The sequence below is a fragment of the Natrarchaeobius halalkaliphilus genome, assembly GCF_003841485.1.
In the GTDB taxonomy this organism is placed as follows: domain Archaea; phylum Halobacteriota; class Halobacteria; order Halobacteriales; family Natrialbaceae; genus Natrarchaeobius; species Natrarchaeobius halalkaliphilus.
The window spans coordinates 534,113-557,482 of record NZ_REFY01000003.1; the positions used below are offsets into that span (position 1 = coordinate 534,113).

At 63.2% G+C, this 23,370-nt stretch carries 26 protein-coding genes and 1 tRNA gene; 17 read left to right on the top strand and 10 right to left on the bottom strand.

Translation table 11 applies throughout. The features are described from left to right. Window positions 1-127: 127 nt before the first annotated feature. From EA462_RS09590 to EA462_RS09615, 6 genes are all read left to right on the top strand, one after another. A complete protein-coding gene (locus tag EA462_RS09590; protein WP_124178345.1) occupies window positions 128-1,537 on the top strand; it encodes a metal ABC transporter substrate-binding protein in 1,410 nt (469 codons plus the stop codon). Between the two features lie 46 nt (window positions 1,538-1,583). After that, window positions 1,584-2,324, top strand: coding sequence for a metal ABC transporter ATP-binding protein (locus EA462_RS09595; RefSeq protein ID WP_124178346.1), 741 nt, complete (start codon window positions 1,584-1,586; stop codon window positions 2,322-2,324). 35 nt (window positions 2,325-2,359) lie between these two features. Continuing rightward, a complete protein-coding gene (locus EA462_RS09600; protein WP_124178347.1) occupies window positions 2,360-3,460 on the top strand; it encodes a metal ABC transporter permease in 1,101 nt (366 codons plus the stop codon). 160 nt (window positions 3,461-3,620) lie between these two features. Further along, window positions 3,621-5,717: an acetate--CoA ligase family protein gene (locus EA462_RS09605; RefSeq protein ID WP_124178348.1), complete on the top strand. Its 2,097-nt coding sequence runs from the start codon at window positions 3,621-3,623 to the stop codon at window positions 5,715-5,717. Next, the gene (locus EA462_RS09610) at window positions 5,714-6,856 is read left to right on the top strand and encodes a phosphotransacetylase family protein (protein ID WP_124178349.1); all 1,143 of its coding nucleotides are present in this window, start codon (window positions 5,714-5,716) and stop codon (window positions 6,854-6,856) included. Before EA462_RS09605 ends, EA462_RS09610 begins: the two co-directional genes overlap by 4 nt. A 127-nt stretch (window positions 6,857-6,983) precedes the next feature. Beyond that, on the top strand, window positions 6,984-7,277 hold the full coding sequence (locus EA462_RS09615) for a PRC-barrel domain-containing protein (protein WP_124178350.1): 294 nt from the start codon (window positions 6,984-6,986) through the stop codon (window positions 7,275-7,277). 18 nt (window positions 7,278-7,295) lie between these two features. Here EA462_RS09615 and EA462_RS09620 read toward each other — a convergent pair whose 3' ends face one another. Further along, window positions 7,296-8,744: a DHH family phosphoesterase gene (locus EA462_RS09620; RefSeq protein ID WP_124178351.1), complete on the bottom strand. Its 1,449-nt coding sequence runs from the start codon at window positions 8,742-8,744 to the stop codon at window positions 7,296-7,298. A 164-nt stretch (window positions 8,745-8,908) separates the two neighbouring features. On the opposite strand from EA462_RS09620, the gene EA462_RS09625 reads away from it, so the two are divergent. Next, a tRNA-Lys gene (locus tag EA462_RS09625) sits at window positions 8,909-8,982 on the top strand. A 366-nt stretch (window positions 8,983-9,348) separates the two neighbouring features. Here the strand turns inward: EA462_RS09625 and EA462_RS09630 are convergent. Then, window positions 9,349-9,747, bottom strand: coding sequence for a hypothetical protein (locus EA462_RS09630; protein WP_207891648.1), 399 nt, complete (start codon window positions 9,745-9,747; stop codon window positions 9,349-9,351). 90 nt (window positions 9,748-9,837) lie between these two features. On the opposite strand from EA462_RS09630, the gene EA462_RS09635 reads away from it, so the two are divergent. From EA462_RS09635 to EA462_RS09650, 4 genes are all read left to right on the top strand, one after another. Beyond that, window positions 9,838-10,317: an MOSC domain-containing protein gene (locus EA462_RS09635; RefSeq protein WP_124178353.1), complete on the top strand. Its 480-nt coding sequence runs from the start codon at window positions 9,838-9,840 to the stop codon at window positions 10,315-10,317. A gap of 74 nt (window positions 10,318-10,391) precedes the next feature. Then, the gene (locus EA462_RS09640) at window positions 10,392-11,189 is read left to right on the top strand and encodes a YqcI/YcgG family protein (RefSeq protein ID WP_124178354.1); all 798 of its coding nucleotides are present in this window, start codon (window positions 10,392-10,394) and stop codon (window positions 11,187-11,189) included. Continuing rightward, complete coding sequence (locus EA462_RS09645) at window positions 11,186-11,773, top strand: cysteine hydrolase family protein (RefSeq protein ID WP_124178355.1); 588 nt, start codon at window positions 11,186-11,188, stop codon at window positions 11,771-11,773. The genes EA462_RS09640 and EA462_RS09645 overlap by 4 nt, the downstream gene beginning before the upstream one ends. Before the next feature lie 44 nt (window positions 11,774-11,817). Further along, window positions 11,818-12,180: a hypothetical protein gene (locus tag EA462_RS09650; RefSeq protein WP_124178356.1), complete on the top strand. Its 363-nt coding sequence runs from the start codon at window positions 11,818-11,820 to the stop codon at window positions 12,178-12,180. A 68-nt stretch (window positions 12,181-12,248) separates the two neighbouring features. Here the strand turns inward: EA462_RS09650 and EA462_RS09655 are convergent, their stop codons facing one another. After that, window positions 12,249-13,001, bottom strand: coding sequence for a DUF2797 domain-containing protein (locus EA462_RS09655; protein WP_124178357.1), 753 nt, complete (start codon window positions 12,999-13,001; stop codon window positions 12,249-12,251). An 89-nt stretch (window positions 13,002-13,090) separates the two neighbouring features. Here EA462_RS09655 and EA462_RS09660 point away from each other — a divergent pair, with 89 nt between their 5' ends. The 3 genes from EA462_RS09660 (at window position 13,091) to EA462_RS09670 (ending at window position 15,537) form a co-directional block, all read left to right on the top strand. After that, a complete protein-coding gene (locus EA462_RS09660) occupies window positions 13,091-13,348 on the top strand; it encodes a BsuPI-related putative proteinase inhibitor (RefSeq protein WP_124178358.1) in 258 nt (85 codons plus the stop codon). Between the two features lie 102 nt (window positions 13,349-13,450). Next, window positions 13,451-14,356, top strand: coding sequence for a CbiX/SirB N-terminal domain-containing protein (locus EA462_RS09665; RefSeq protein WP_124178359.1), 906 nt, complete (start codon window positions 13,451-13,453; stop codon window positions 14,354-14,356). A 2-nt stretch (window positions 14,357-14,358) separates the two neighbouring features. After that, entirely contained in the window at window positions 14,359-15,537 is a 1,179-nt protein-coding gene (locus tag EA462_RS09670) for a DR2241 family protein (protein ID WP_124178360.1), read from the top strand. Between the two features lie 12 nt (window positions 15,538-15,549). Here EA462_RS09670 and EA462_RS09675 read toward each other — a convergent pair whose 3' ends face one another. The 4 genes from EA462_RS09675 to EA462_RS09690 form a co-directional block, all read right to left on the bottom strand. Beyond that, window positions 15,550-16,131: a DUF7524 family protein gene (locus EA462_RS09675; protein ID WP_124178361.1), complete on the bottom strand. Its 582-nt coding sequence runs from the start codon at window positions 16,129-16,131 to the stop codon at window positions 15,550-15,552. Window positions 16,132-16,146: 15 nt separating this feature from the next. Next, a complete protein-coding gene (locus EA462_RS09680) occupies window positions 16,147-16,347 on the bottom strand; it encodes a methytransferase partner Trm112 (RefSeq protein WP_124178362.1) in 201 nt (66 codons plus the stop codon). Between the two features lie 78 nt (window positions 16,348-16,425). Continuing rightward, window positions 16,426-17,124 (bottom strand): CPBP family glutamic-type intramembrane protease, encoded by a 699-nt coding sequence (locus EA462_RS09685; protein WP_124178363.1) that lies wholly within the window; start codon window positions 17,122-17,124, stop codon window positions 16,426-16,428. A 6-nt stretch (window positions 17,125-17,130) separates the two neighbouring features. Next, window positions 17,131-17,415 carry a DUF5789 family protein gene (locus EA462_RS09690; protein WP_124178364.1) on the bottom strand — a complete coding sequence of 95 codons (285 nt, stop codon included), beginning with the start codon at window positions 17,413-17,415 and terminating at the stop codon, window positions 17,131-17,133. A 271-nt stretch (window positions 17,416-17,686) separates the two neighbouring features. On the opposite strand from EA462_RS09690, the gene EA462_RS09695 reads away from it, so the two are divergent. Beyond that, window positions 17,687-18,760: a DUF7139 domain-containing protein gene (locus EA462_RS09695; RefSeq protein ID WP_124178365.1), complete on the top strand. Its 1,074-nt coding sequence runs from the start codon at window positions 17,687-17,689 to the stop codon at window positions 18,758-18,760. A 266-nt stretch (window positions 18,761-19,026) separates the two neighbouring features. On the opposite strand, the gene EA462_RS09700 is transcribed toward EA462_RS09695, so the two are convergent. After that, window positions 19,027-19,527 carry a metal-dependent hydrolase gene (locus tag EA462_RS09700; RefSeq protein WP_124178366.1) on the bottom strand — a complete coding sequence of 167 codons (501 nt, stop codon included), beginning with the start codon at window positions 19,525-19,527 and terminating at the stop codon, window positions 19,027-19,029. A 53-nt stretch (window positions 19,528-19,580) separates the two neighbouring features. Next, the gene (locus EA462_RS09705; RefSeq protein ID WP_124178367.1) at window positions 19,581-20,108 is read right to left on the bottom strand and encodes a CinA family protein; all 528 of its coding nucleotides are present in this window, start codon (window positions 20,106-20,108) and stop codon (window positions 19,581-19,583) included. A gap of 95 nt (window positions 20,109-20,203) precedes the next feature. Here EA462_RS09705 and EA462_RS09710 point away from each other — a divergent pair, with 95 nt between their 5' ends. Continuing rightward, on the top strand, window positions 20,204-21,304 hold the full coding sequence (locus EA462_RS09710) for a pyridoxal phosphate-dependent aminotransferase (RefSeq protein WP_124178368.1): 1,101 nt from the start codon (window positions 20,204-20,206) through the stop codon (window positions 21,302-21,304). 68 nt (window positions 21,305-21,372) lie between these two features. On the opposite strand, the gene EA462_RS09715 is transcribed toward EA462_RS09710, so the two are convergent. Beyond that, a complete protein-coding gene (locus tag EA462_RS09715; protein WP_124178369.1) occupies window positions 21,373-21,756 on the bottom strand; it encodes a hypothetical protein in 384 nt (127 codons plus the stop codon). Window positions 21,757-22,024: 268 nt separating this feature from the next. Here EA462_RS09715 and EA462_RS09720 point away from each other — a divergent pair, with 268 nt between their 5' ends. Then, a complete protein-coding gene (locus tag EA462_RS09720) occupies window positions 22,025-23,224 on the top strand; it encodes an ArsA family ATPase (RefSeq protein ID WP_124178370.1) in 1,200 nt (399 codons plus the stop codon). Window positions 23,225-23,370 lie beyond the last annotated feature (146 nt).

A 23,370-nucleotide genomic window follows, 5' to 3' on the forward strand; every position in this document is an offset into this window, starting at 1 on the left:
AGTCGGTTGTCGGTGGCTGTTTGTGTCTCGCTTCGTGTTACTAACACTACGCTAGCGTGTACCACGAGTTAATAAAAAACCATCATCAAGTAATAAGACTTTTATTCACGGGCCCGTAGGTACTGATATGACTCTCTCACGCCGTTCAGTACTGACGTGTGGCGGGGCCGCCCTCGTCGGCAGCAGTCTCGGAGGCTGTTTGAGCGAACCAAACGAGAGCGATCCGAACGGATCGGATGGGACGTCGAAGGGATACGCCGCGTTCTTCGCGCTGTGGGACTGGGCGAAACACGTAAGCGGTGAGGAGATGGGCTTCGAGAATCCGATCGAGGCCGGCGAGATGGGACACGGCTGGGAACCCCCCGCAGACATCCAGCGCGAAATCGCCGACTCGGACGTCTTCATCTATCTCGACACCGCCGAGTTCTCCTGGGCCCAGACGATCGCATCGGATCTCGAGATGGATTACGACGACGTCACGGTGATCGATGGGATGGCCGATCTCGAGAACGAGTTGCTCCCGATCGACAGGGAGACGGACGACGATCGCGAGCCGGCAACCGATTACGATTTCGATCCCGACTCCGTCTCGATCGGCGGGTTCGACGTGTACGACGGCCAATCCGGCGAGGAGGTCGCCTACTGGCACGGCGATCACTGGCACGGCTCCCTTCCGCCGATCCCCCTCGACGGATACGCGACCGTCGAGGGCGTTTTCGAGGACGGAGACGAGCGAGTTCTTCCACTCGGTGAGGACGAACAGTTTCGAATCGACGCGCGGATCGTCGACGGCGCAAACGAGGACGTCGTCGAAATAACGTCTCGAGGGGATCGCGTCGAGCTCCACGGTCTCGAGACCGGTCGGACGCGGATCGTGTTCGAACTGGTCGGTGACGGAGACGTCGTCTGGGATACCAGCGACGACAACATCACCACAGAAACCGTCGAGGAGTTGGACGAATCGACGGCACCGGAGTTCTACGATCCACACGTCTGGGTCGATCCGGTCATCGCACAGGACATCGTCCGAACGATCGCTGACGGTCTCGCTGACGTCGATCCGGACAACGCAACCGTCTACGAAGAACACGCAGCGACCTACACCGACCGGCTCGCGGACGTCGATCGGCAGTTCGAAGAGCTCGTTGAGGAGGCCTCGCGCGACGTTGCCGTCCTCGCCGGTCACGACTCGTTCCAGTACATAGAACACCGCTATGAGTTCGATATCCACACTCCGGTCGGTATTTCGCCCGACGCCGCCGAGACCGAGTCGGACATCTCCGAGACGATTCGGGTCGTCGACGAACACGGGATCGACACGATCCTCTACGATCCGTTCGAGACGCCCAACCCCGACGAAGACGTCCCTCAGATGGTCGAGCTCCTCCTCGAAGGTACCGACGCCGAAGAGTACGCCCCGCTTACTCCCGCAGAGGGGACAACAGCGGAGTGGAACGAGCAAAACTGGGGCTGGGTCGAACAGATGGAAGAGATCAACATTCCGTCGCTCCGACGAGCGCTCGGAGCGAGAGAATAGTGGAAGAACTAAGCGGGCCCACGTCAGAGAACGAAGTGAGTGTACAGTGACCTCGGTCGTCGACATTCGGAACGTAACGTTTGCCTACGGCGAGAAGATCGCGCTCGATGACGTCTCGCTATCGATCGAGGCGGGAGATTTCCTCGGCTTGATCGGACCCAACGGATCGGGCAAGACGACGTTGTTGCACATCATGCTCGGGTTGCTTACCCCCGACAGCGGTTCGGTCGATCTGTTCGGCCGGCCGATCGACGAGTTCGATCAGGGCGAGCGGATCGGCTACGTTTCACAGCAGGCGACCAGCGGCGGCGGCACGATGCCCGTTACCGTCCGCGAGTGTGTTCGGATGGGACGGTTCGCTCACGTCGGTCACTCGAGACTGAGCGACACCGACCGACAGATCGCAGACGAGGCCCTAGAGACCGTCGGCATCACGGGCCTCGCTGACCGTCGAATCAATCAACTCTCTGGCGGACAGCGCCAGCGTGCCTACATCGCGCGGGCGCTCGCCTCGGAAGCGGACCTCCTCGCACTGGACGAACCGACCGTCGGCGTCGACGCCGAATCGAGGGACGCGTTCTACCGGCTGCTCGATTCGCTGAACGACTCCGGGATCACGATCATCCTGATCGAACACGATATCGGCGTCGTCACGGACCGAGCGGACCAGATCGCCTGTATCAACACGAAACTGTACCACCACGGTGACACCGAATCGTTCGTCGAAAGCGACGCACTGAGCGAAGCCTACGGCGCGACGGGAACGGTCGTTCACCATCACCACTGACCGACGCGGAGCCATCGAGTACTGATACGATACTGATGAGCGGACCAAACGAACACGCAACGGAATCGACCACCGTCTCGGAACCGAACAGCCACGCGTCCGCCGATCGTTGGCGAGCGCTCGAGGTCGTCGGCGTTTCGATCGTCGGCGTTCTCGGCGCTCTAATGATCGGCGTCATCACGCTCGATTGGCTCCGACACTACCCGTCGCTCGGGAACGGTCCCGTTCTCCTGTTCGAGCAGCTTCGAATCGCAGGGATGTGGGCCGACCACTACCTGGGAACCGATGTCTTTGCCCACCCGTTCATGTGGCGTTCGATCGCCACAGGCGTGTTGATCGGAATCGTCGCACCGCTCGTCGGGACCTATCTGGTTCACCGACAGATGGCGCTCATCGGGGAAACGCTCGCACACACCGCCTTCGCCGGCGTGGCGATCGGCCTGCTGGTTATCGCGGTGACCGGATTCGAAGGATCGCTGTTGCTCGTCGCCCTCGTCGTAAGCGTCATCGGCGCGCTCGGCGTCCAGTGGCTCACGGAACGCACCAGCACGTTCGGTGACGTTCCCATCGCAATCATGTTGACCGGGAGTTTTGCGATCGGAACGTTGCTCATCAGCTGGGGGCGCGGATTCATGTCGGTCTCGATCGAGATCGAAGGGTTTCTGTTCGGGAGCCTCTCGGTCGTCAGTCCGAGCGGAGCGCGGATGATGGCCGTTCTCAGCGTCGCCGTCGTCGCCGTCGTCATCTACACGTACAAACAACTGCTGTTCATCACGTTCGACGAACAGGCGGCGCGGGTCGCACAGTTCAACGTCTCGGGCTACAACACGTTGCTCGTCGTCATGACTGCCGTCGTGGTCGTCGGCGCGATGCAGGTTCTCGGCGTGATCCTCGTCGCAGGGATGCTCGTTATCCCCGTCGCGGCCGCCACACAGATCGCACGGAGCTTCCGCGAGACGCTGTATCTCTCGATCCTGTTCGGACAGCTTTCGATCGGCGGCGGCTTCGCGTTCGCCATCAGCCAGAGCCTCCCCTCCGGCGGCTCGATTATCCTCGTCGCGATCGCCATCTACCTGGTTTCGATTTTCGTCTCGCTGCTGGCGGGTCGCTCGAGCGCTGCGATCTCGATGCACTGAGTCGACCCGTTGTGCCGGTATCCCGGCGAAACCGTCGGGCGTTCGCGGTCTCACCGGAACTGGCTCACGGCAGTCCCGACCGAGGCACACTCACACGCATCCACCCATTCGTCGGGAACAGGCCACGGTTTTAATCCGCGTCGGGGCGACCTGTCGAACGATGGGACGGCTATCCGAACTGTTCGATCCGGCGTCCGTCGGCGTCCTCGGTGCGACCGACCGGGAGGGTGCAGTGGGTCGGGCGATCGTCGAGAATCTCCGTGCGGACTTCGACGGCGACATCGTTCCGATCAATCCCTCCCGAGAGGAAGTCCTCGGGCTGGAGTGCTATGCCGACGTGACGACCGCACCGCAGATCGATCTGGCCGTCGTCGTCGTGCCGCCGCCGGCCGTCCTCGAAACGGTTCGAGAGCTCGCCGTGGCCGGAATCGAGAACGTAATCGTGATCACGGCCGGCTTCGCAGAAACGGGTGACGAGGGAGCCGAGCGCGAGCGGGAGTTGGCCGAGATCGCCGCCGAGTACGACCTGAACGTCGTCGGGCCGAATAGTCTCGGCGTCATCTCGACTGACGCCGGAATGAACGCCACGTTCGCTCCGGAGAACGCCCGCCAGGGATCGATCTCCTTTCTGAGTCAGTCGGGCGCGTTCATCACCGCCGTCCTGGAGTGGGCCAACGAGCAGGGGATCGGTTTTCGGAACGTCGTTTCGCTCGGAAACAAGACGGTGCTCGACGAGACGGACTTCGTTCGGGAGTGGGGACACGACCCGGAAACGGACGTCGGTATCGGCTACCTCGAGTCGATCGACGACGGACGGACGTTTATGGATGCGGCAGGGGAGGTGACAGCCGAAACGCCGATCGTTCTAGTCAAATCGGGACGAACCGACGCCGGTGCGCAAGCTGCGTCCTCCCATACGGGTGCGATCGCCGGCAGCGAACGCGCCTACGAGGCCGCTCTCGAACAGGCTGGCGTGATCCGCGCGACGTCGGTCCAGGAGCTCTTCGACTACGCGCGAGCGCTCTCCGGACTCACCGAACCCGAATCGGACGGCGTCGCGGTCGTGACCAACGCCGGCGGTCCTGGCGTGTTGACGACCGACGCGGTCGGTGACTCGAGACTCGAGATGGCGACGTTCACCGACGAAACGATCGGGAAGCTGACCGAGGTGCTGCCCGACGAATCCAACGTGTACAATCCGATCGACGCCGTCGGTGATGCGGACGCAGATCGCCTCGGTGACGCCCTCGAAATCGCGGTTTCGGATCCAAACGTCGGCAGCGCCGCAGTCGTCGCCGCCCCGACAGCAGTGCTCCAGTACGACGTCCTCTCCGAGACGATCATCGAAAAACGCGAGACGTCCGGAAAACCCATCGTCACCAGCCTGATGGGAGGCCAGTCCGCCCGAGCGGCCGAAGAAGTCCTGCGCGAGTTCGGAATTCCCAACTACTTCGATCCATCCCGAGCGGTCGCGGGGCTCGATGCACTCGCACGGTATCGTGACGTTCGCAGTCGAACCGTCGACGATCCGGAACGCTTCGACGTTGACCGCGAGCGCGCCCGGGAAATACTCTCTCGCGCCGCCCGCCGCGGAGACAACCGCCTCGGAGTCGAGTCGATGGAGTTGCTCGAGGCGTACGGGATTCCGACCCCGGCAGGCGAAATCGTCGACGATCCCGATCGGGCACGTGCGATGGCCGAATCGATTTCGGGCGACGTCGTCGTCAAGGTCGTCAGCCCCGATATCTCACACAAATCGGATATCGGTGGCGTGAAAGTCGGTGTGACTGATGAGCAGGTGTGCGATGCCTACGAAGACGTCGTCTCCCGAGCGCGAACCTACCAGCCCGATGCGACGATCCTCGGCGTCCAGATCCAGGAGAAACTCGACCTCGAAGGATCAACGGAGACGATCGTGGGAATGAGCCGTGATCCCCAGTTCGGACCGCTCGTGTTGTTCGGTCTCGGGGGAATCTTCGTCGAGATTCTCGAGGACACCTCAGTTCGCGTCGCCCCGGTCGACGAGGGGGCGGCTCGACAGATGATCGAGGAGATTCGAGCGACACCGCTGTTTCGGGGTGCTCGAGGGCGCGAATCCGCGGATATCGAGGCGATCAGCGAAACGATCCAGCGACTCTCACAGCTCGCGACGGACTTCCCGGCGATCCTCGAACTTGACGTCAACCCGCTCGTAGCAGGGGCCGACGGCGTACGGGCGATCGATCTCAGACTCACCGTCGACACGGAGGAGCTATGACTGACACGCAATCCGAACCGGAGCCGGAAGCGGAATCGAAAACTGAGCGAGAAGCAGAACCCGAACCGAAAACCGGGACTCGCCCGAAACCGATCCTCGTCGCCTCGCTCTCAGAGAGCACCGGAAAGACGGCGATCACGCTGGCGCTCGCCCGACTCGCTCGAGTCGACGGCCAGCGCGCCGGCTACATGAAGCCAAAGGGGACGCGCCTACAGAGCGACGTCGGCAAGACCCTCGACGAGGATCCGCTGTTGGCCCGCGAGCTGCTCGGTCTCGAGGCGGAAATCCACGATCTCGAGCCGATCGTCTACTCCCCGACGTTCGTCGAACAGGCGATCCGCGGACGGGAGAACCCCGACGAACTTCGGACGCGGGTTCGGGAAGCATACGAGACGCTTTCGGCGGATCACGACCGCATGTTTCTCGAGGGCGGCGGCGAGTACGGGATCGGCGGCATTGTCGATCTGACCGATGCCGATCTCGCGGAGCTACTCGACGCCCGCGTCGTACTCGTCGCCCCCTACGGCGTCCCCGCGGACATCGACGACGTACTCGGTGCCGTCGAGGACTTTGGCGACCGTTTCGCCGGTATCCTCTTCAACGACGTTCACGACGCGGCGTACGATCAACTCGAGACCGACGTCGTCCCCTACCTCGAGAACCGCGGCGTTCGCGTGTTCGGCGTAATTCCGAGCGAACGCCGGCTTTCGGGCGTCACGGTCGGAGAGCTTGCCGACGAACTCGGCGCGGAACTCCTGGTCGAGGCGGGAACGGACGCCTACGTCGAGCGCTTTTCGGTCGGCGCGATGGGTGCCGACAGCGCCCTGCGACGCTTCCGGCGGACGAAAGACGCGGCGGTCATCACCGGTGGCGACCGCGCCGGGATCCACACCGCTGCACTCGAGGCACCCGGCGTCCGCTGTCTGATCTTGACCGGCGGCCATCGACCCTCGGGATCGGTCCTCGGACGGGCGGCCACGAAGGATGTTCCGATTCTCTCCGTGCGAACGGACACCCTCACGGCGGTCGAACGCGCCGAGGACGTCGTCCGGAGCGGGCGCACGCGAGACGAAGAGACCGTCGATCGGATGACGGAACTTCTGGCAGATCACGCCGACGTCGAGTCGATGCTCGAGTGAACGCGACGTGGTCGACGACGAAAGCCTATCGCCACGACGAACGAGGTCGCCCTGCAGCAATGGCCGAGGTTCGATCGGCACTCTGGTCTGACCAAGAATTAAGAGCCAGCCATACGTGGGGGTAGGCATGGACGACACTCCACAGGAGATCACCTCCCTCGTCGGTCGCGAGATCTACTCGAACAACGGCGTCTTCGTCGGTGAAGTCGAAGACATACAGCTACACTTAAACGGCGAGGCCGTCACGGGACTCGCACTCGGCAACCTGAACGCCGAACTGTTTGCCGAAGAAGCGCGGACAGAACAGGGAATCATCGTTCCGTATCGCTGGGTCCGGGCCGTTGGCGACGTCATTCTCGTCAACGACGTCGTCGAGCGCGTCCGAGATCCCGACGAAGAACAGGACGAAGTGCTCGCCTAGACCGGACACCGCGGACAGCTAACTCCCGTTCGATCCTTCCGATCCGTCGACGCCCATCGCGTCGAACAACGTTCGTTTGACCGCCTCTTCTGTCAGCTCGAGTAACGTATCTCGAGTGTCCTCGGAGATTTCGATACCGGTGAAGATTCCGAGCGGAATCTCCGCGCTCGCCTGAGTCGAGTGGCCGGCCGTCTCCCCCATCTCGCCGTAGGCGTCGTCGAGGACTTTACCGATGTTGATCCGGATATCCTTCGAGCGACCGGCGAGGAAGATGGTCTCCTCGGCGATCCCGAAGACGGCGGTCGTGGTGACACCCTCGAGATTGAGGAGGTGGCTGGCGGCCTGGGTGAGCGCTTCTCGATCGCGAACCAGTCCGGCGTTCGAGACCAGGTGGCTTCCCTGAACGTCGCGATTGGTGATCGCTTCCGCAAGGACATCGAGCGTCTCCGGCGACATCGACGGCGACTCGACCTGCTCTAGCGTGTCGTGGTTTGCGAACGGGTAGAGATACGCGGCTGCGGTCAGATCCGCGGGCGTTGTATCGCGTTTGAAATCGAGCGTCTCGGCGCGGATACCGTACAGCAACGCGGTTGCGACCTCCTCGGAGACGTTCATGTCGAACTCCTGGATGTACTTCGTCATGATCGTCGACGTCGAGGAAACGTTCGGACGAATGTCGACGAACTCGGGTTCGTAATCGGCGTCCGGCTCGTTGTGATCGATGATTACGTCGACGGTCAGATCCATCTCTTCGGAGGTCGCGTGATCGACGAGCGCAACGGTGTCGTAGACAGAGTGATCTTCGAGTTCGTCCCACTGGATCAGGTCGATGCCGAGAAGGTTGACGAACGCTCGGTTTTCCTGGTGGCCCACGTCGCCCAGATAGATGATGTCCGATTCGACCCCCAGGTGATCCGCGATCGCCTGAAGTGCGGCTGCACTCGCGATCGAATCGGGGTCGGGACTATCCTGGGTGACGATCGCAAGCTCGTTCGAGGTTTCCTCGAGAAGCTGGGCCAGCTTTCCGGCGTTGTACTCGAGTTCGCCCGACTCGAGCGCACGCAGTGCGGATTCTGCGATCACCGAAGAGGGATTAATCACGATATCCGCGCCCAGCTCCTCGAGTTCGTCTCCGGAAACGGGATCGCTCGCGCGCGCAACGACGAACTGATTTTCGTTGTTCGCACGAATGTGCTCGACGGCCTGTTTGTTCGATTCGACGTCGGACGCGAGGATCAAGACGACGTCCCGATCGGCAACCAGGTCGGCGGTAGCCGGTTCGCGAATGTCGGCGCTCCGTGCGTCCAGATCCTGATCGCGAAGCGATTCGACCCGACTTTCGTCGCGGTCGACGATACGGACGTCTTTGCCCTGTTCGACCAGTTCCTCGGTGACCGCGTAGCCGACGCTTCCACAGCCAAGGATCGCATAGTCAGATATCGACGAGATCGTGACCCCCGTACTCATTGATCGTGTGGTCGGTCCGACCGCACTTAACGGTCCCGAAGATTGGTACGTCACGACAATACGGAATAACACGAATTATGACGATTCGAGAGCCCGTGGCGTTCTCTGGCATGCTCGAACCCAAGGGAAACGTATTTCACCAACCGACCAAAAGTCGTGGATGAGGGCCGGTAGCTCAGTTAGGCAGAGCGTCTGACTCTTAATCAGACGGTCGCGTGTTCAAATCGCGCCCGGCCCGTGCAACGAACTGGTGAGCGCAGCGAACAGTGAGTGAACCGGCAGGCACGATTTGAACGCAGAGAGGGCGTGCGCAACGGAGTGAGCACGTCCGACCGTGTGTTCAAATCGCGCCCGGCCCGCTTTTGCCACGAGCAATCACGCGAGGAGCAAAGTGGTTCTGCGATTTGAAGTAGACGAGTCACAGCCAGCGATAGATCTTCGATCCCTCGAGCAGTACGGCGAAAGTTAGACAATCGAAACGCGCTGCGACGGAGTGGCGCGAGTGGAGCGGCGCAGCGACAGCGCCTGAATCCACGCCGTCGACTGATCCCGAACGTGACGTCGATTCCTCGAGCGTAAAGAACGATAGGCAGCGAACGGGTCGTTAGTCGTCCTCGAGTGCGTCTGCGATTCGCTTGATCGCCCGCGTCTGATCGCGCATCTCGTCGCGAAGCTGTCGTACTTCACGAACGAGTTCCTCGTTGCTCTCCTCACCGCCGCGTCCGCCCGGACCGGGGGCACCGCCGGGGCCACCGGGACCGCCGCCCATCATGCCGCCCATCATCTGTGCGAACGGGTTTCCGCCGCCACCCATGCCGCCCGGACCGCCACCGCCGCCGCCGAACGGACTTTCCGGCGGCTCGCCCTCGCCTTCTTCGGCTCGTTTCTCTCGGATCTCCTCGACTCGATCGCGGAAGGATTTCTCCTCTCCGTCGTCGCCGTTGGATTCGTTTTCGTCCGACATACACTCGGATTCTCCATCTGCGCGGAAAAGGGTTGCCATGTTTTCGATTCACCGGAGTCGCTAGCGGAACTCGAGGCGCTCGTCGTCGGAAGACGAACGATATATTTCGATCCGACCCTATCTCACGGTATGGCCGGACACGTTCACGCGGTTCACGTCGCTCCCGTGCGGGGAGAACCCGTAGAGCGCATCGAGCGCGCAACCGCCGTCGCCGGCCGTGGACTCGAGGGTGATCGGTACTTCGCCGCCGAGGGCAGCTTCTCCGATCGGGAGGGGAGCGACCTGACGTTGATCGAAGTCGAGACGCTCGAGGCCGTCGAAGACGAGTACGGAATCGCACTCGAGTCGGGCGTCCACCGACGCAACGTGACGACGACGGGAGTGAAGCTCGACCAGTTGGTCGGGAGTCGATTCCGCCTCGGTGGCGTCCGCTGTGAGGGCGTCGAGCGCTGCGAGCCGTGTTCGTACCTGGAACGACATCTCGAGCGGGCGGGCGTCCGCGAGGCGCTCGTCCACCGCGGCGGACTTCGAGCTCGAATACTCGAAAACGGGACGATCACGCCGGGAGATCGAATCGAGATCGAATCGGGAGTACACGTGCCCGAGTGACGAACCGACGCTGCTTTCGAGAACCGAACCTCAACGATCATGACGCCGACCTCGAACAACCAGACAGACCGAGCATGAACGAACCAGGTATCCAGTCGCTGATGGACCAGGAAACGCTCGACGATCGAATCCGCCGCGGCGAGACGCCGCGGTGGGTCAGAGATCACTGGGAGTCCTTTCGGGACGGGCTCCTCGGCCGGCGAAACGGGACTCCGTTCCCGTGTTTTTTCGGCGCGGAGTCCGTCGCAAACGGAGACCCGCTGTACACCACGGTCCCCTCGATGAGCGACGCGGAGGCGCTGTTGACGCTCAGAGATCGAGTCCTCGAGTACCTCGAGGTGTATCGAGCCCACTCCGATCGGGCGTCGCTTGTCACCTTCTTCAAACCGCCGGAGACGCCGCTGTCCGAACGCGAGTATCACGAGTCGCTCTGGCACATCCTCCAGACGCTCCACCTCCACGATCCCGAACCCTGGCCCGAGGAGATTCCCACCGATCCGGACGATCCGTACTGGGAGTTCTGCCTCGGCGGCGAGCCCATGTTTCCGACCTGTCGCGCACCGTTTTACGACGCGCGAAAGAGCAGGTACTGTCCGATCGGCCTCGAGATCACGTTTCAGCCGCGAGCGCTGTTCGAACGGATGGGCGTCACCGCCGATACCGACGCGGGGGAACACGCTCGAGAGGTCATTCAGGGTCGCCTCGAAGGATACGACGGCGTCTGTCCGCACGCCGACCTCGGTGACTGGGGCGTCGAGGGCGACCGGGAGTGGTCACAGTACATGCTCTCTTCGGACGACGACCAGGCACCAGAAACGTGCCCGATCACCGTCACTCGAGAACATCCGAAACCGGCCGCGAGGATCCCGTGACCCAAACAGGCCAAGGCGACGCACGGACGAACCGTGGCGTACCAGACGACGCGGTGTTGCTCCTGATCGACTTTCAGCGGGGGTTCGACGATCCGTCGTGGGGAACGCGAAACAACCCCGACGCGGAACGACGGGCCCGACGGCTCCTAGAGCACTGGCGGGCGACCGACCGGCCGCTCGCACACGTTCGCCACGACTCCACCGAACCCGACTCGCCGCTCCGGGGAGATCGACCCGGGTTCGCGTTCATTTCGGAGACCGCGCCCGTCGAAGGCGAGCCGACGTTCGTCAAATCGGTCAACGGTGCGTTCGTCGACACCGACCTCGAGTCGTGGCTTCGATCGTCCGGCTACGAGACGCTCGTTCTCGCGGGACTGACGACCGATCACTGCGTCTCGACGACGGCGCGAATGGCCGAGAACCGCGGCTTCGACGTGATCGTCGTCGCGGATGCGACCGCGACCTTCGACCGGACGTTCGACGGCGAGCGGTTCGACCCGGAGACCGTTCACCGAACCGCACTGGCCCACCTCGAGGGTGAGTTCGCGACGGTCGCGGAGACGGACTCGATCGTTGACGGCTGACAGGTACCCCAAACGGGAACCCCATCGGCGTGGGAGGTGGGCGTATGACCGATGAGGGTTCGGACAGACCGGCGATCGTCAGCGAGGGACGGTACAGCATTGTGGATGCGAGCGCGGGCGAGCCAACCGATTTCTGGCTGGTCAGAGCGGACACCGAAAGCCGCGATTCGGGAGGGGTGGAAGTCGACGTCGCTCACCGCGTTCCGATCGACGACACGGAAATCGACGATCTCGATTCCACGATCTCTCGGTTTCGGAACACCCGAAGCGACACGACAGACGGCACAGATCAGGTCGAACTCGAGTGCCACGAGTGTGGCAAGCGCTGGACGTACACCGGCTCCGACGACCACGCGGCGTGTCCGAACTGCGAAACCGAGGTCCCCGTGAAGGGGATCGGACCCTGAGTCCCCGTCGAGATGTCGTCCTCGAAAACCCCGCATCGTGGACCGAGCCGAGGACACGGAGAACCGTCTCAGCCGAAGGAACCGAGCGACGACTGGAGGTTTCGGTCCGTCTCACCCGTCTCGAGTTCGTAGCCGACGAGATCGCGCATGTCGACGGCGTAGGTCGTCCCGCCGTTCTCGAGGACCAGCAGCCGCCCCTTCAGGCCGACGACGATTCCCGTCGCGATCGTCTCGCGAACGGGTCGGGTCTCGACGTCGAAGCCGTACTCGAGATCGAACCGGTCGATCACGTCGAACGACGTCAGGACGTCTAGCCAGGCGTCCTCGTCGACCCGACTGGCGAGCGAAGCGACTTTCGCGTCCGTTCGAACGCGGTCGACGAGCCGCCTTGCGATCTCGGCTTCGATCTGGCGGGCGATCCGGCCGTTCGAAACGGTGTGGACGTGAGCCGCACGGTCTGCACCCTGTTCGCGAAGACGGGTCTCGAGCCGCCGGCGTCGGGTGACGCCGACCTTGAACGTTTCGGGGGCGAACGCCGCGAGGTAGACCGCGTGTTCTTCGTAGCAGTCCATCTCGTCTTTCAGACAGGTTCCCGTACAGCGGGCACAGACCCAGGTGCTGGTATGAAAGTCACAGTACGGTGCGGCCGAGCGTTCGCAAGCGAGGTGCGTCCCGTCGTCGATCACGCCCGCACAGCGACGCGAGCCGAGGGCGTACGTGAGTCGGTCGCCGGGCTCTATCACCCGTCGTTCGATCGACCCGCCGTTGCTCACGAGAAGCGCCGACCCGCGTCCGCTCGGTTCGTACCCGACCAGTTGCACGCCTCCGGGTTGGACGCGGCCGCCGATATACTGTTCGTCTCGAGGCGGATCCAACCAAGAGATATGTCCGCCGGGCCGAAGCCGACCGCATGACGCTCGAGGGAACGCTCGAACCGACGGTCTCGATCGGCGGTGGGGGTACCCCTGCCGTGGAGTTCGCGTTCTCCGATGGGCGCGCGTTCGCTCAGGTGCTCGGCTCCGAGCGCCTCGATACCGACGACGTCGCGACGTACGACGGGAGCTGGACCGATGCACAGCCGGGCCAGTACACCGCCGTCGCTGAGCTGCTCGCACGAGAGACGTCCTGCGAGGCGCGCGCGGAGATAACCGTTCCACAGAACGGGTGAGCGGATCGAGAGACGACGAGTCCGACCCCGATCGCTGGGCGGATGGCGGTGACGACCACCGACAGCGAAGTCCCTAAATCGCTTCCAGCCTAACGACGAGCCATGCAAGCGCTGGTCATCGCGGCACACGGATCTCACCTGAATCCGAACGCTTCGGATCCGACGTACGCTCACGCGGACGCCATCCGAGAGACGGGCGCGTTCGACGAGGTTCGTGAGGCGTTCTGGAAAGAAGAACCACACTTTCGCGAGGTTATCCGAACCCTCGAGTCCGAATCGGTGTTCGTCGTTCCGCTGTTCATCAGCGAGGGCTATTTCACCGAGCAGGTCATCCCGCGCGAACTTCGACTCGAGGAGTGGGATCCGGCGCTGTGGGACTCGAACGGAACCGACGCCTCCCAGGCGACGCTCGAGGCGACCGACGTCGGAAAAACGATCCACTACTGCGGCCCGGTTGGAACGCACGATGCGATGACGGACGTGATCGTCGGACGAGCCGAAACCGTCACGGATGATCCGAGCGTGGGCGAGGGATTCGGCCTGGCGGTCGTCGGCCACGGTACCGAACGCAACGAGAACTCCGCGAAGGCGATCGAGTACCACGCGGGCCGGATTCGAGAGCGCGAACGCTTCGACGAGGTGAACGCCCTGTTCATGGACGAACCGCCCGAAGTCGACGACGTCACGGACTACTTCGAGAGCGAGGACGTCGTCGTCGTCCCGCTGTTCGTCGCTGACGGCTACCACACGCAAGAGGACATCCCCGAAGACATGGGCCTGACGGCGGATTATCGACGCGGGTGGGACGTCCCGGCAGAGGTCGACGGCCACCGCATCTGGTACGCCGGTGCCGTCGGGACCGAAGGGTTGATGGCCGACGTGATCCTCGAGCGGGCGGCCGACGCCGGGGCCGACATAGACGAGGCGATCGCAGCCGTCCGCGCGGCGACGACGGCCACCGGCGATGGTGGCGTGAATTCGGACGCGAGTACCGGAGCGGGTGACTGATCGTGACGGTGTCGAGGACACACGTCGAGTCGCTGCTCGAGCGCGCCGACGATGGAGTCGCGCTCGATGGATTCCGTCTCGAGCGATCCGAAGACGGCGACGGGCGATACGTTCTCGAGACGCCGGATCAGCGACGACCGTCGCTCGACGAATCCGCACTCGAAGGAGCACTCGAGTCGACAGCGGAGTACGTCACGAACTGGTCCTACTGGCAGGAAACGGTCGGCGGCGAGGGGACCGCCCGGCGTGCGTTTCTCCGGTGGTGTGAACGGGCACCGGTTGGGGAAACCGAACCGACGGCCGCCGGAAACGGAGACCGAGGAATCACGGAACGGGGGACGGCGGAGACCGAACCGATCCGCTCGCTCCCGGAGCGCTACGACGCAATCAGAACCGGCATCAGTCGCGAGTGGGGACAGCTTTCCATCACCGTGAGCTTCGACGACGGCGACGACCGTCGCGGGGGGCGCGTCTACGAACTTCGACACGTCGACGACGACGGGGCTCAGCGCGAGGATCTCGAGGCGCTGGACGAGCCTCGAGACGCACGCGATATCGCGACTACCGACGAGAACGGGCGCTATCGACCGCTGAAGACCGCGCCGACGCTCGAGTCGGGCTGGGTCTTTGCCGACCTCGCGGGCGACGACCTCGTCGAGGCCGTCGACTTTCTGTATCCGGCGACGATCGCGAACTGGCACCGCGAGCGACGGGGTAATCTGGACGTCGACCACTGGCTCGAGACCGCCGAGCGCCAGACGGGGATCTACGACGTGGTCGACGAACTACCCCGCGAGGCCGTCGAGTGGATGGCTGAAGCCTGCTGTGTCGACTCGCAGTGTCTGCGCCGTCGAGAGTGGGAGTACGAGGAGGATGCCGAACTCGACGTCGACGGTGGCGACGGCCAGTTCCCCTGTCGCGAGCCGTGTTCGCTCGTGATCGCCGCAGCCCGGAAGTGGACGATCCTCGAATCGGAGGACGAACGGACCTACGAACTCGAGTTGACCACGAGCGAGTTCAATCAGCTGACCGAGCTGATCGATGCGGTCGCGGAGGGACGAACCGACGAGGTTCGCGAGGCGGACGTCTACGACGGTGCGAACCGGTATCGGGCGCGGTACCTCCGAGCGAAGCGCTTCGACGACGGCGCGCTCACGGCGCGGTCGTCCGACGAGGAGTGAACCGCTTCGGCGCTAGTACAACAGCAACCACAGTGCAACGAGTACGCCGGCACCGACGATGGCGAGTCCGATCAGCGCCATCAGGCCGCCGATCGTCGCCGCGGTGATCGTCGCGATAGCGACCGCGATCGCGCCCAGTGCGAGGACGGCGATCGCTGACGTATCGAGGACGAGGCGGGAGAACAGTTGTTCGAAGGGGCTCGGTTCGGGCGTTGGTCGCGACGGTTTCGAAAGTGACCGATCGACGTCGATCCCGGTGTCTGGTGCGGGCGTAACCGTCAGATCGATCGTCAGGGATTCCGCGCCGTAGCCCGTCACAATTTCGAGTTGTCCGTCGACGGGCTCGTCGATTCGAGCCGAGTCGATCTCGACCGGAACGCCCGTTTCGACTCCCGGCTCGAGGTAGTAGTTCGACTGGTCGATCGAGACGATCCGATCGAGATCTCCCAGAATCCGGCAGTGAACGTGTGCTGGCCGTTCGTAACCCTGTAGATCGAGCGTGAACGTCCGATGAGTCTCTATCGACTCGGTCTCAGCTTCGAGCGAGTCGGTGGTGCCGCGGTTGACGTACACGGTGATCTGGGTCCCGGACACGGTCGATCTGGCCGATCAGGCCGGTGTTTCCTCGCGCATGTCGGGTGGCAGCAGGTTGGGAATTCCGTCTTCGATCCGGTATCGCTCGCCACATTCGACACAGACAAGCGTGCCGGCCACGATCTCATCGCCGTTCTCGCCGTATTCGGCGTCCTCGAGCTCGAGTTCGTGTTTGTCCATCGGACAGCGCAAGATATCCAGCAGCGACTCCTTCATAGTACGTAGGGAGAGCGCCTCCAGCAAAAGGTTTCGGGAACGAAACGATTCGGTCCGGTTTCGTGGCTCGCCGGACGCTCACAGCGGGATCGGCACCCACTCGAGGTACTGAAGTACCGGCGTCGGATCGAACAGCGGATCGTGCAGGATGAGCCAGTCGAGCAAGACGAGACCGGCACCGTGGGCGATGACGGAGGGGAGAATCGAGTTCGATTTGTAATCGACTGCGCCGAAGAGGACGTCGGTCGGTCCGGAGAGCAGGAATTCGATCGGGGGCTTCGAAGCGTGGTGAATCATGTAGACGATCGGGCTGATGAACACCGCCTTGAAGCCGATCTCCTTGATACCGACACAGAGCAGCCCCCGATAGTAGGTTTCGGTCGCCAGCGCGAGCAAGAACAGTTGTGCGGCGTGTGGCACGAACTCGCCCAGTGCGGCCGAGGTGTACCACATCGGATAGAACTCCCGAATCGTCGGGAGCGTCGAGCCGACGAGATAAAACGGGAGAACGAACAACGACAGCAAGACTGCGTTTCGGACGGCAACGCGGTTGATATTCCATCCGATGTGTCGGCCGTGAGTGAGTCCCAGCGCGAGCGGCCCGCCGATCAGGAGAATGCCGTCGACGACGATCCGCTCGTCCAGGTCGCCCGGAACGAAGTACATCCAGAGGAGCGTCAGTACTGCGCCGGTCAGCAGGGACTTCTGGACCCAGGAGAGTCGGTCGAACTGGCCGCGAATCCGGCGTTCGATCCGCGTTTCGTCCTCGGTCGCCACGGGTGGTTACTCGTCCGCTGTCGGAATCGGACCCGTCCCGATAACCGCGCGAACACAGCCCTCGAACTCCTGACTGCGCTGGAAGTACGTCTCGTCGACATCCTCGAGAATCGACGACAGCGGTGTGGGACCATCGGGCGTCCGAACGACGCTCTCTCCCTCGAGGCGGTCGATCTCGCTTTTCTCTTTCGGCCAGGTCAGTCGCGAAGTCACGCGGGCGAGGGGCGCGCCCTCGACGGGGGTGTGCTCTCCGAGTGAGACGGCAGGTTCCTCGTCCTCGTCGTCGCTCATACGACTGGGTTCGTGAGCGCGTCGATTCAAGGTTTCGCTTCTGACGGATCCTGATCGTCCGCTCTGGTACGGAACGATCGATCGGAGCGAACTCGAGTCGGTCCAGCGCGTCTCTGGACGGGCACCCAGGACGGGTGAATATCCGGAAGTATATTGCCACCAATTCCGCCCGATCAGCCGTGAAATATCGGGGAGGTTGACGATCGATCTCTCCGGAAATTGATCGGTGTCTGACGTACTGCTTTTGTGAGAGGAGTTCGAATGCCTACGCATGACAAGCCTGACGGACGTCTACGAGGGGAGCACCGGGGAGATGCGTGATCCCCGACGGCTGTACGCGGGGACGGCGCTCGTCCTGTTCGGCGCAATCCTTGCGGTTGTGGCCGTCCTCATGGCGGCGACCGACCTCTTTAGCGGATTCGTCACCGCGCTCTCCTGGGAGATGGCACCACAGTACGCGTCCGTCCGTATCGCCGGCGGACTCGCCGGGTTGGGCGTTCCAGCAGCGCTCGTCGGCGTCTTCATCGTTTTGCCCGCGAACCGACGCGTCAAGGCCGCAGCCGCGATCAGCGCGAGCCTCTGTCTGTTCGGTGTCGTCCTGTTCTGGCACGCCTATCCCTACCACTGGAACGGCGTCGGAGAGGATCTGACGTTTCAGGTTTCGGTTGTCTATCTGCTCGGACTCTTTACCGCGGTCTGGTGTCTGTTCACCGCCGTCGTCAACTTCAAGACGCGAAACGACCCCGGTGGAATGCTCGAGATGAACGTCACGCGTCACAATCAGACGATCCTCGAGGTTTCCGACGAAGACCGCGAGTCGAGTCAGTTCGGCGGAGTCGGGTTCCTGGGCGGAACGCCCGACGGTGAGGTCGAAACGCAGACCAACGCGCCCGGTGCTGGAACAGGCGACGAAAAAGCGACGACTGACTCGGAGGGGCGGTCCTCCGGTGACCCAGAACCCGCTCGATCGTCCGATCCGACAACCGCGGACGAAGACGGGGGGACGATCCTGTCTTCGGGATCGAAAACGGGACCCGATCGTTCGAACGGGCCGACGAAACCGCGCCGCGGACTCGGTGGCGTCCCATCGAGCGATGGTGGCTCTGCTGCGTCGGACGTCTCCTCACCCCTCGATGAGGCACCGACCGGCGAAAACGGAGCGGAGATCGTCGAATCAGCGGCTTCCGGGCCGAATCCCGACGAACCGACCGATCGATACTGCGGAAACTGTCGTCACTTCGAGTACGTTCGATCGACCTCCGGCATGGTTCCGTACTGTGGGTATCACGAGCAGGCGATGGACAATATGGACGCCTGCGAGGAGTGGATGCCGAACCGACGATAAGAGCCGCCGTCCGAACGGCGATATTCTGGCCTGAACTGACCGGTGAAACCACCGGCGTTCGGGCGGTTTTCATTCCTCATACGAATTACTATAAATCATTGCCGGCGCACCCGCCGCCCGGGTCGCGGGTGCGCCGGTAAATCGTTACAGTAATCCGTATCAGTGGACGGCCGATACGGACCGTTGTAAGCCGTTTCCGATAGGACCGCAGACGGATCGCGGTCCCAGCGGTAAATCGTTACAATAGATCGTCTGAAAGGGGATGGCTAGATTCCGATCGTTTGTCGTCCGAGTTCGAAGCCCCACTGTGGAACCTCGTAGACGATCGCTGCGGCGAGGGCTAGCTCACCAGCCGTGACGATCACCGTCACGACGGTTGCGTATTTGCTGCTCACTGCGACCCCCGTCGGCAGACTGTACTCCGTCGAGGACAGCGGATAAAACAACGCGATCCCTCGTCTGCTGCCCGCGACGTCCAGCACGTAGTGCGTGAGTACGCCGATCCAGACGTACTCGAGGTTGCCCGCGAACGCGTACGGGTAGGCGACGAACGCACCCAGGACCGCCAGATTGTGTAGCGTCTTCCGGTGTTTTCCGAACGCCGTGTCGACGTCCGGAAACAGCGCACCGAGAGTCACCGGAACGGCGATCATCACTATCGATTCGATCGTCGCCTGTGCCTGTGAGAGTTGCGTTGCCGGCTCGAGTAGGTATCCCAGTCCGATACTCAACAACACGGCGTTCAGGACGTGTCCCTTCTTGTTCATTCACACCCTACTCGGAAACCGACCGCCGAATAGCTTTCTCTCGAGACCGTCAGTTACGCCTTCATTTTCTCGCGATCCTCGATCGATTCGAGCAGGTCCTCGAGCGCCCGATCGGCGGTTTTCGCCCGAACCGCCGCGCGATCGCCGTCGAACTCGTAGCGGGCGGTCGTGGCGAACGAAGATTCGCTGTCCCAGGGGCCGGCGTATGCGATGCCGATGTAGACGGTTCCGACGGGGGTTTCGTCCGTCCCGCCGGTCGGGCCGGCGACTCCGGTCGTCGAAACACCCCAGGAGACGTCGGTGACGTCGCGGACTCCACGCGCCATCTCGCGTGCGACGGGTGCGGAGACGGCACCGTGTTCGTCGAGCGCCTCGCGACTGACCCCGAGGAGACGTCGTTTTGCGCCGTAGGCGTAGGTCGTCAGTCCGGCCTCGAAGTACTCGCTCGCGCCCGGAACGGCGGTGATCGCCGCACCGATCAATCCCCCGGTACAGGACTCGGCAACGGCGAGCGTCTCGTCGGTCGCTCGCAAGGCGTCCGCGACCGCCATCGGGAGCCCCCGGTCGATGTCGTCGTTCATGATCGCACCGACGGGCGGGACCACCGTGAAACCAGCGCCGGCCGAGGCCGAATCGAACGAAAAGAACGACGTGTTGCGACTCCTCACTCTCGAGCATGGAGTACGAGACGCCGCTGTTCTTTCGCGTCATCGAGTACGCCTCGCGCGCTGATCGCGACGTCATCGATATGGTGAGCGGCAAGCCGGACTGGGAACCACCGTCGGCGGTTCGGGACGGGCTCTCGGAGTACGCAACCCACCCCTCGGACGCGTTTCAGTATCCGCCCAGCGAGGGACTCTTCGAGTTGCGCGAGGAGATCGCGAGGCGACGGGGCGTCGACACCGAGCACGTCGTCGTCACCAACGGCGCTGCTGAGGCGAACTACCTCGCGATGGCGTGTGCACTCGAGCGCGACCGGGGCGACGAAATCCTGCTCACCGATCCGGTGTATCCCTATTATCCCGGGAAGACGACGATGCTCGGAGGGACGCAATCGTTCGTCCCGACTGACGCGACGGGACAGCTCGATCCGGCAGCCGTTCGCGCGGCCGCGAGCGACGAGACCGCGGCGATCGTCGTCAACTCACCGAACAATCCGACCGGTGCGGTCTATCCGGCGGAGACGATCCACTCGCTGGTCGCGATCGCGGAGGAGTACGACGCGATCCTCATCAGCGACGAGGTGTACGACCGCTACGATCTGTCCGGGGAGTTCGAAAGCGCCCTCGCAGCGAAGTCGAATCATCGAGTCGTCACGAACGCGTTTTCGAAGTCGATGGCGATAACCGGCTTTCGCGTCGGCTACGCGATTTTCCCGCCGAAGCTCGCGGCGAGCGCCAAGAGCCGACACATGCTGGTCAACGTCACCGCCAGCAGACCCGCACAGTACGCGGCGTTAAACGCACTCCGTGAGACCGACCCGGAGTACTACGATGGAAATCGCGCGCTGCTCCGCGAGCGCGTCGAAACGTTTACCGATGCTCTCGAGGCCGCGGGTGCGTCGTACACGACGCCGATGGGGTCGTTCTACGTGATGGCCCGCTTCGAAGAGTATCCCGGCACCCTCGAGAACGTCTTCCGGCTGATCGACGAGGCCGGCGTCGCGGGGATGCCCGGCGAGGCGTTCGGTGACTCGCGAGCGGCCTGGGTTCGGTTCGCGCTCGTCACCCCCCGCGTCGAAGCGGCGGCCGAGCGACTGGCGGCCTTCTTCGAGTGAGGGGGATCGCTGTCGCTGGGTGGCGGTACAACCGGAGATGTAGCCCGGAGCAGCAATCCGTCTGTCCTCTACCGCAGCGATCCGTCCCAGGAACACTCGACGCAGGTGAACAGCCCTGCGCCGTTGACCGTCGCTTCGCCACAGGCCGGACACGAGAGCCGCCCGGCAACGCCGGTCGTGTCGCACGCACGATCGGATCGGAGAACGCCGTTGGCGGACGGGGACGGAAGTTCGCTCGCGGTCTCGTCGATACGGTACGGAAACGGTTCGAGTACGTCGGTCGTACAAGCACTCGAGGAGGGATCCGTCGAGGGAGTCGCACCCGAATCGGTGAGCGGATCCGATCCGGTGTCGGTCGAATTCGTCGTGCTCGCACGTGGAGTCAGGTTCGCGGTCATGGGTGGTTCGCAGGCGGGTGATCGGACGGAATTCACACCACCCGCCGTTCGCATCGATCGACAACGAACTCGCATATAATGCTAGGCGTTATATGATAATACTGACCAGGGGTATCTCGATATTGTTTGTATAATATAATGGCGTTTGAGGACGACTCCGATCAAGGTTTGAGATCGGTTCCGATCGCCGTTTCGGGACCGCGCCGATCGAGAGTGAGGACAGTTTTGATCGGCGAGACGACGACCGTCTCGCCGGTCGGCGGTTGAAGACGGACGGAGACGGACCGACGAATACTCGTGTCAGCGGTGGATATCGACGGGTATGAGCGGGATCGACGTCGAGCCGGTCGAAGAGGAGGACCGAACCGAGGCGACCCACGACGACGGCGCACACGCGATCGAGGTGACGCCGACGGACGACGTCGGCTCCGCGAGCGACCGCGAGACGATCGAGGTCGAGCCCTCCGACGAGCCACTCGAGGGACCGGAGTACGTCCTCTACGGAGGAAAGGGTGGGGTCGGAAAGACGACGATGGCGGCCGCGACGGCGCTCGACAGCGCCCGCGGCGGTACGCGGACGCTGGTCGTCTCGACTGATCCTGCCCACTCGCTTTCGGATACCTTCGAGACGGACGTTCCGGCGGAGCCCGGTCGAATCCGCGACGACGTTCCCCTTTTCGGGGTGGAGATCGATCCCGAAGCCGCCATCGAGAGCGGGAAGGCGACGTTTCCCGGGACCGGAGCGGGCTCCGACGCGGGTGAAGGGGCGGCTTTCGACAGCGACACCGGCATCGGTGGCGGGGCTGGCGATCTCGGCGGACTCGGAGAGATGCTCGGGGGCGAAAACCCCATGGACGCCCTCTTCGGCGGAGCGATGCCCGGTGCCGACGAGGCGGCGGCGATGCAGCTCCTGCTCGAGTACCTCGACGATCCGCGCTTCGAGCGCGTCGTGGTCGATACGGCACCCACCGGTCACACGTTGCGGCTCCTCCAGTTGCCCGAACTGATGGACAGCATGATGGGACGACTGCTCCAGTTCCGCCAGCGGATCGGCGGTCTGTTCGACCAGATGAAGGGCATGTTCGGTGACGACGTTCCCGAACAGGCGGGCGGAATGGAGGACCTGGAGGCGCTTCGAGAGCGAATCGAGCGCCTTCGGGCAGCTCTTCGAGATCCCGAACGGACGGATTTCCGGATCGTCATGGTTCCCGAGGAGATGAGCGTCTTCGAGTCAAAGCGCCTCCGCCAGCAACTCGAGGAGTTCGACATCCCGGTGGACACCGTCGTCGTCAACCGCGTCATGGAACCGCTTTCGGACGTCACCGAGGACGTCACCGGCGAGTTCCTCCGGCCGAACCTCGAGGACTGTGCGTTCTGCCAGCGCCGCTGGGACGTCCAGCAACAGGCGCTCTCGGAGGCCCAGGAGCTGTTTCGAGGGACGGACGTCCGTCGCGTGCCGCTGCTGGCCGAGGAAGTTCGCGGCGAGGGTATGCTCGAGGTCGTCGCGGCCTGTCTGCGGTAACGCTCCGGTCACGAACCACTCACGAAACCAGCGGAGGGACGGATGGTTCGCCGGTGGCGTATCATACGGATTACTGTAACGATTTACCGGCGCACCCGCCGTCCGGGTCGCGGGTGCGCCGGCAATGATTTACAGTAAACCGTATC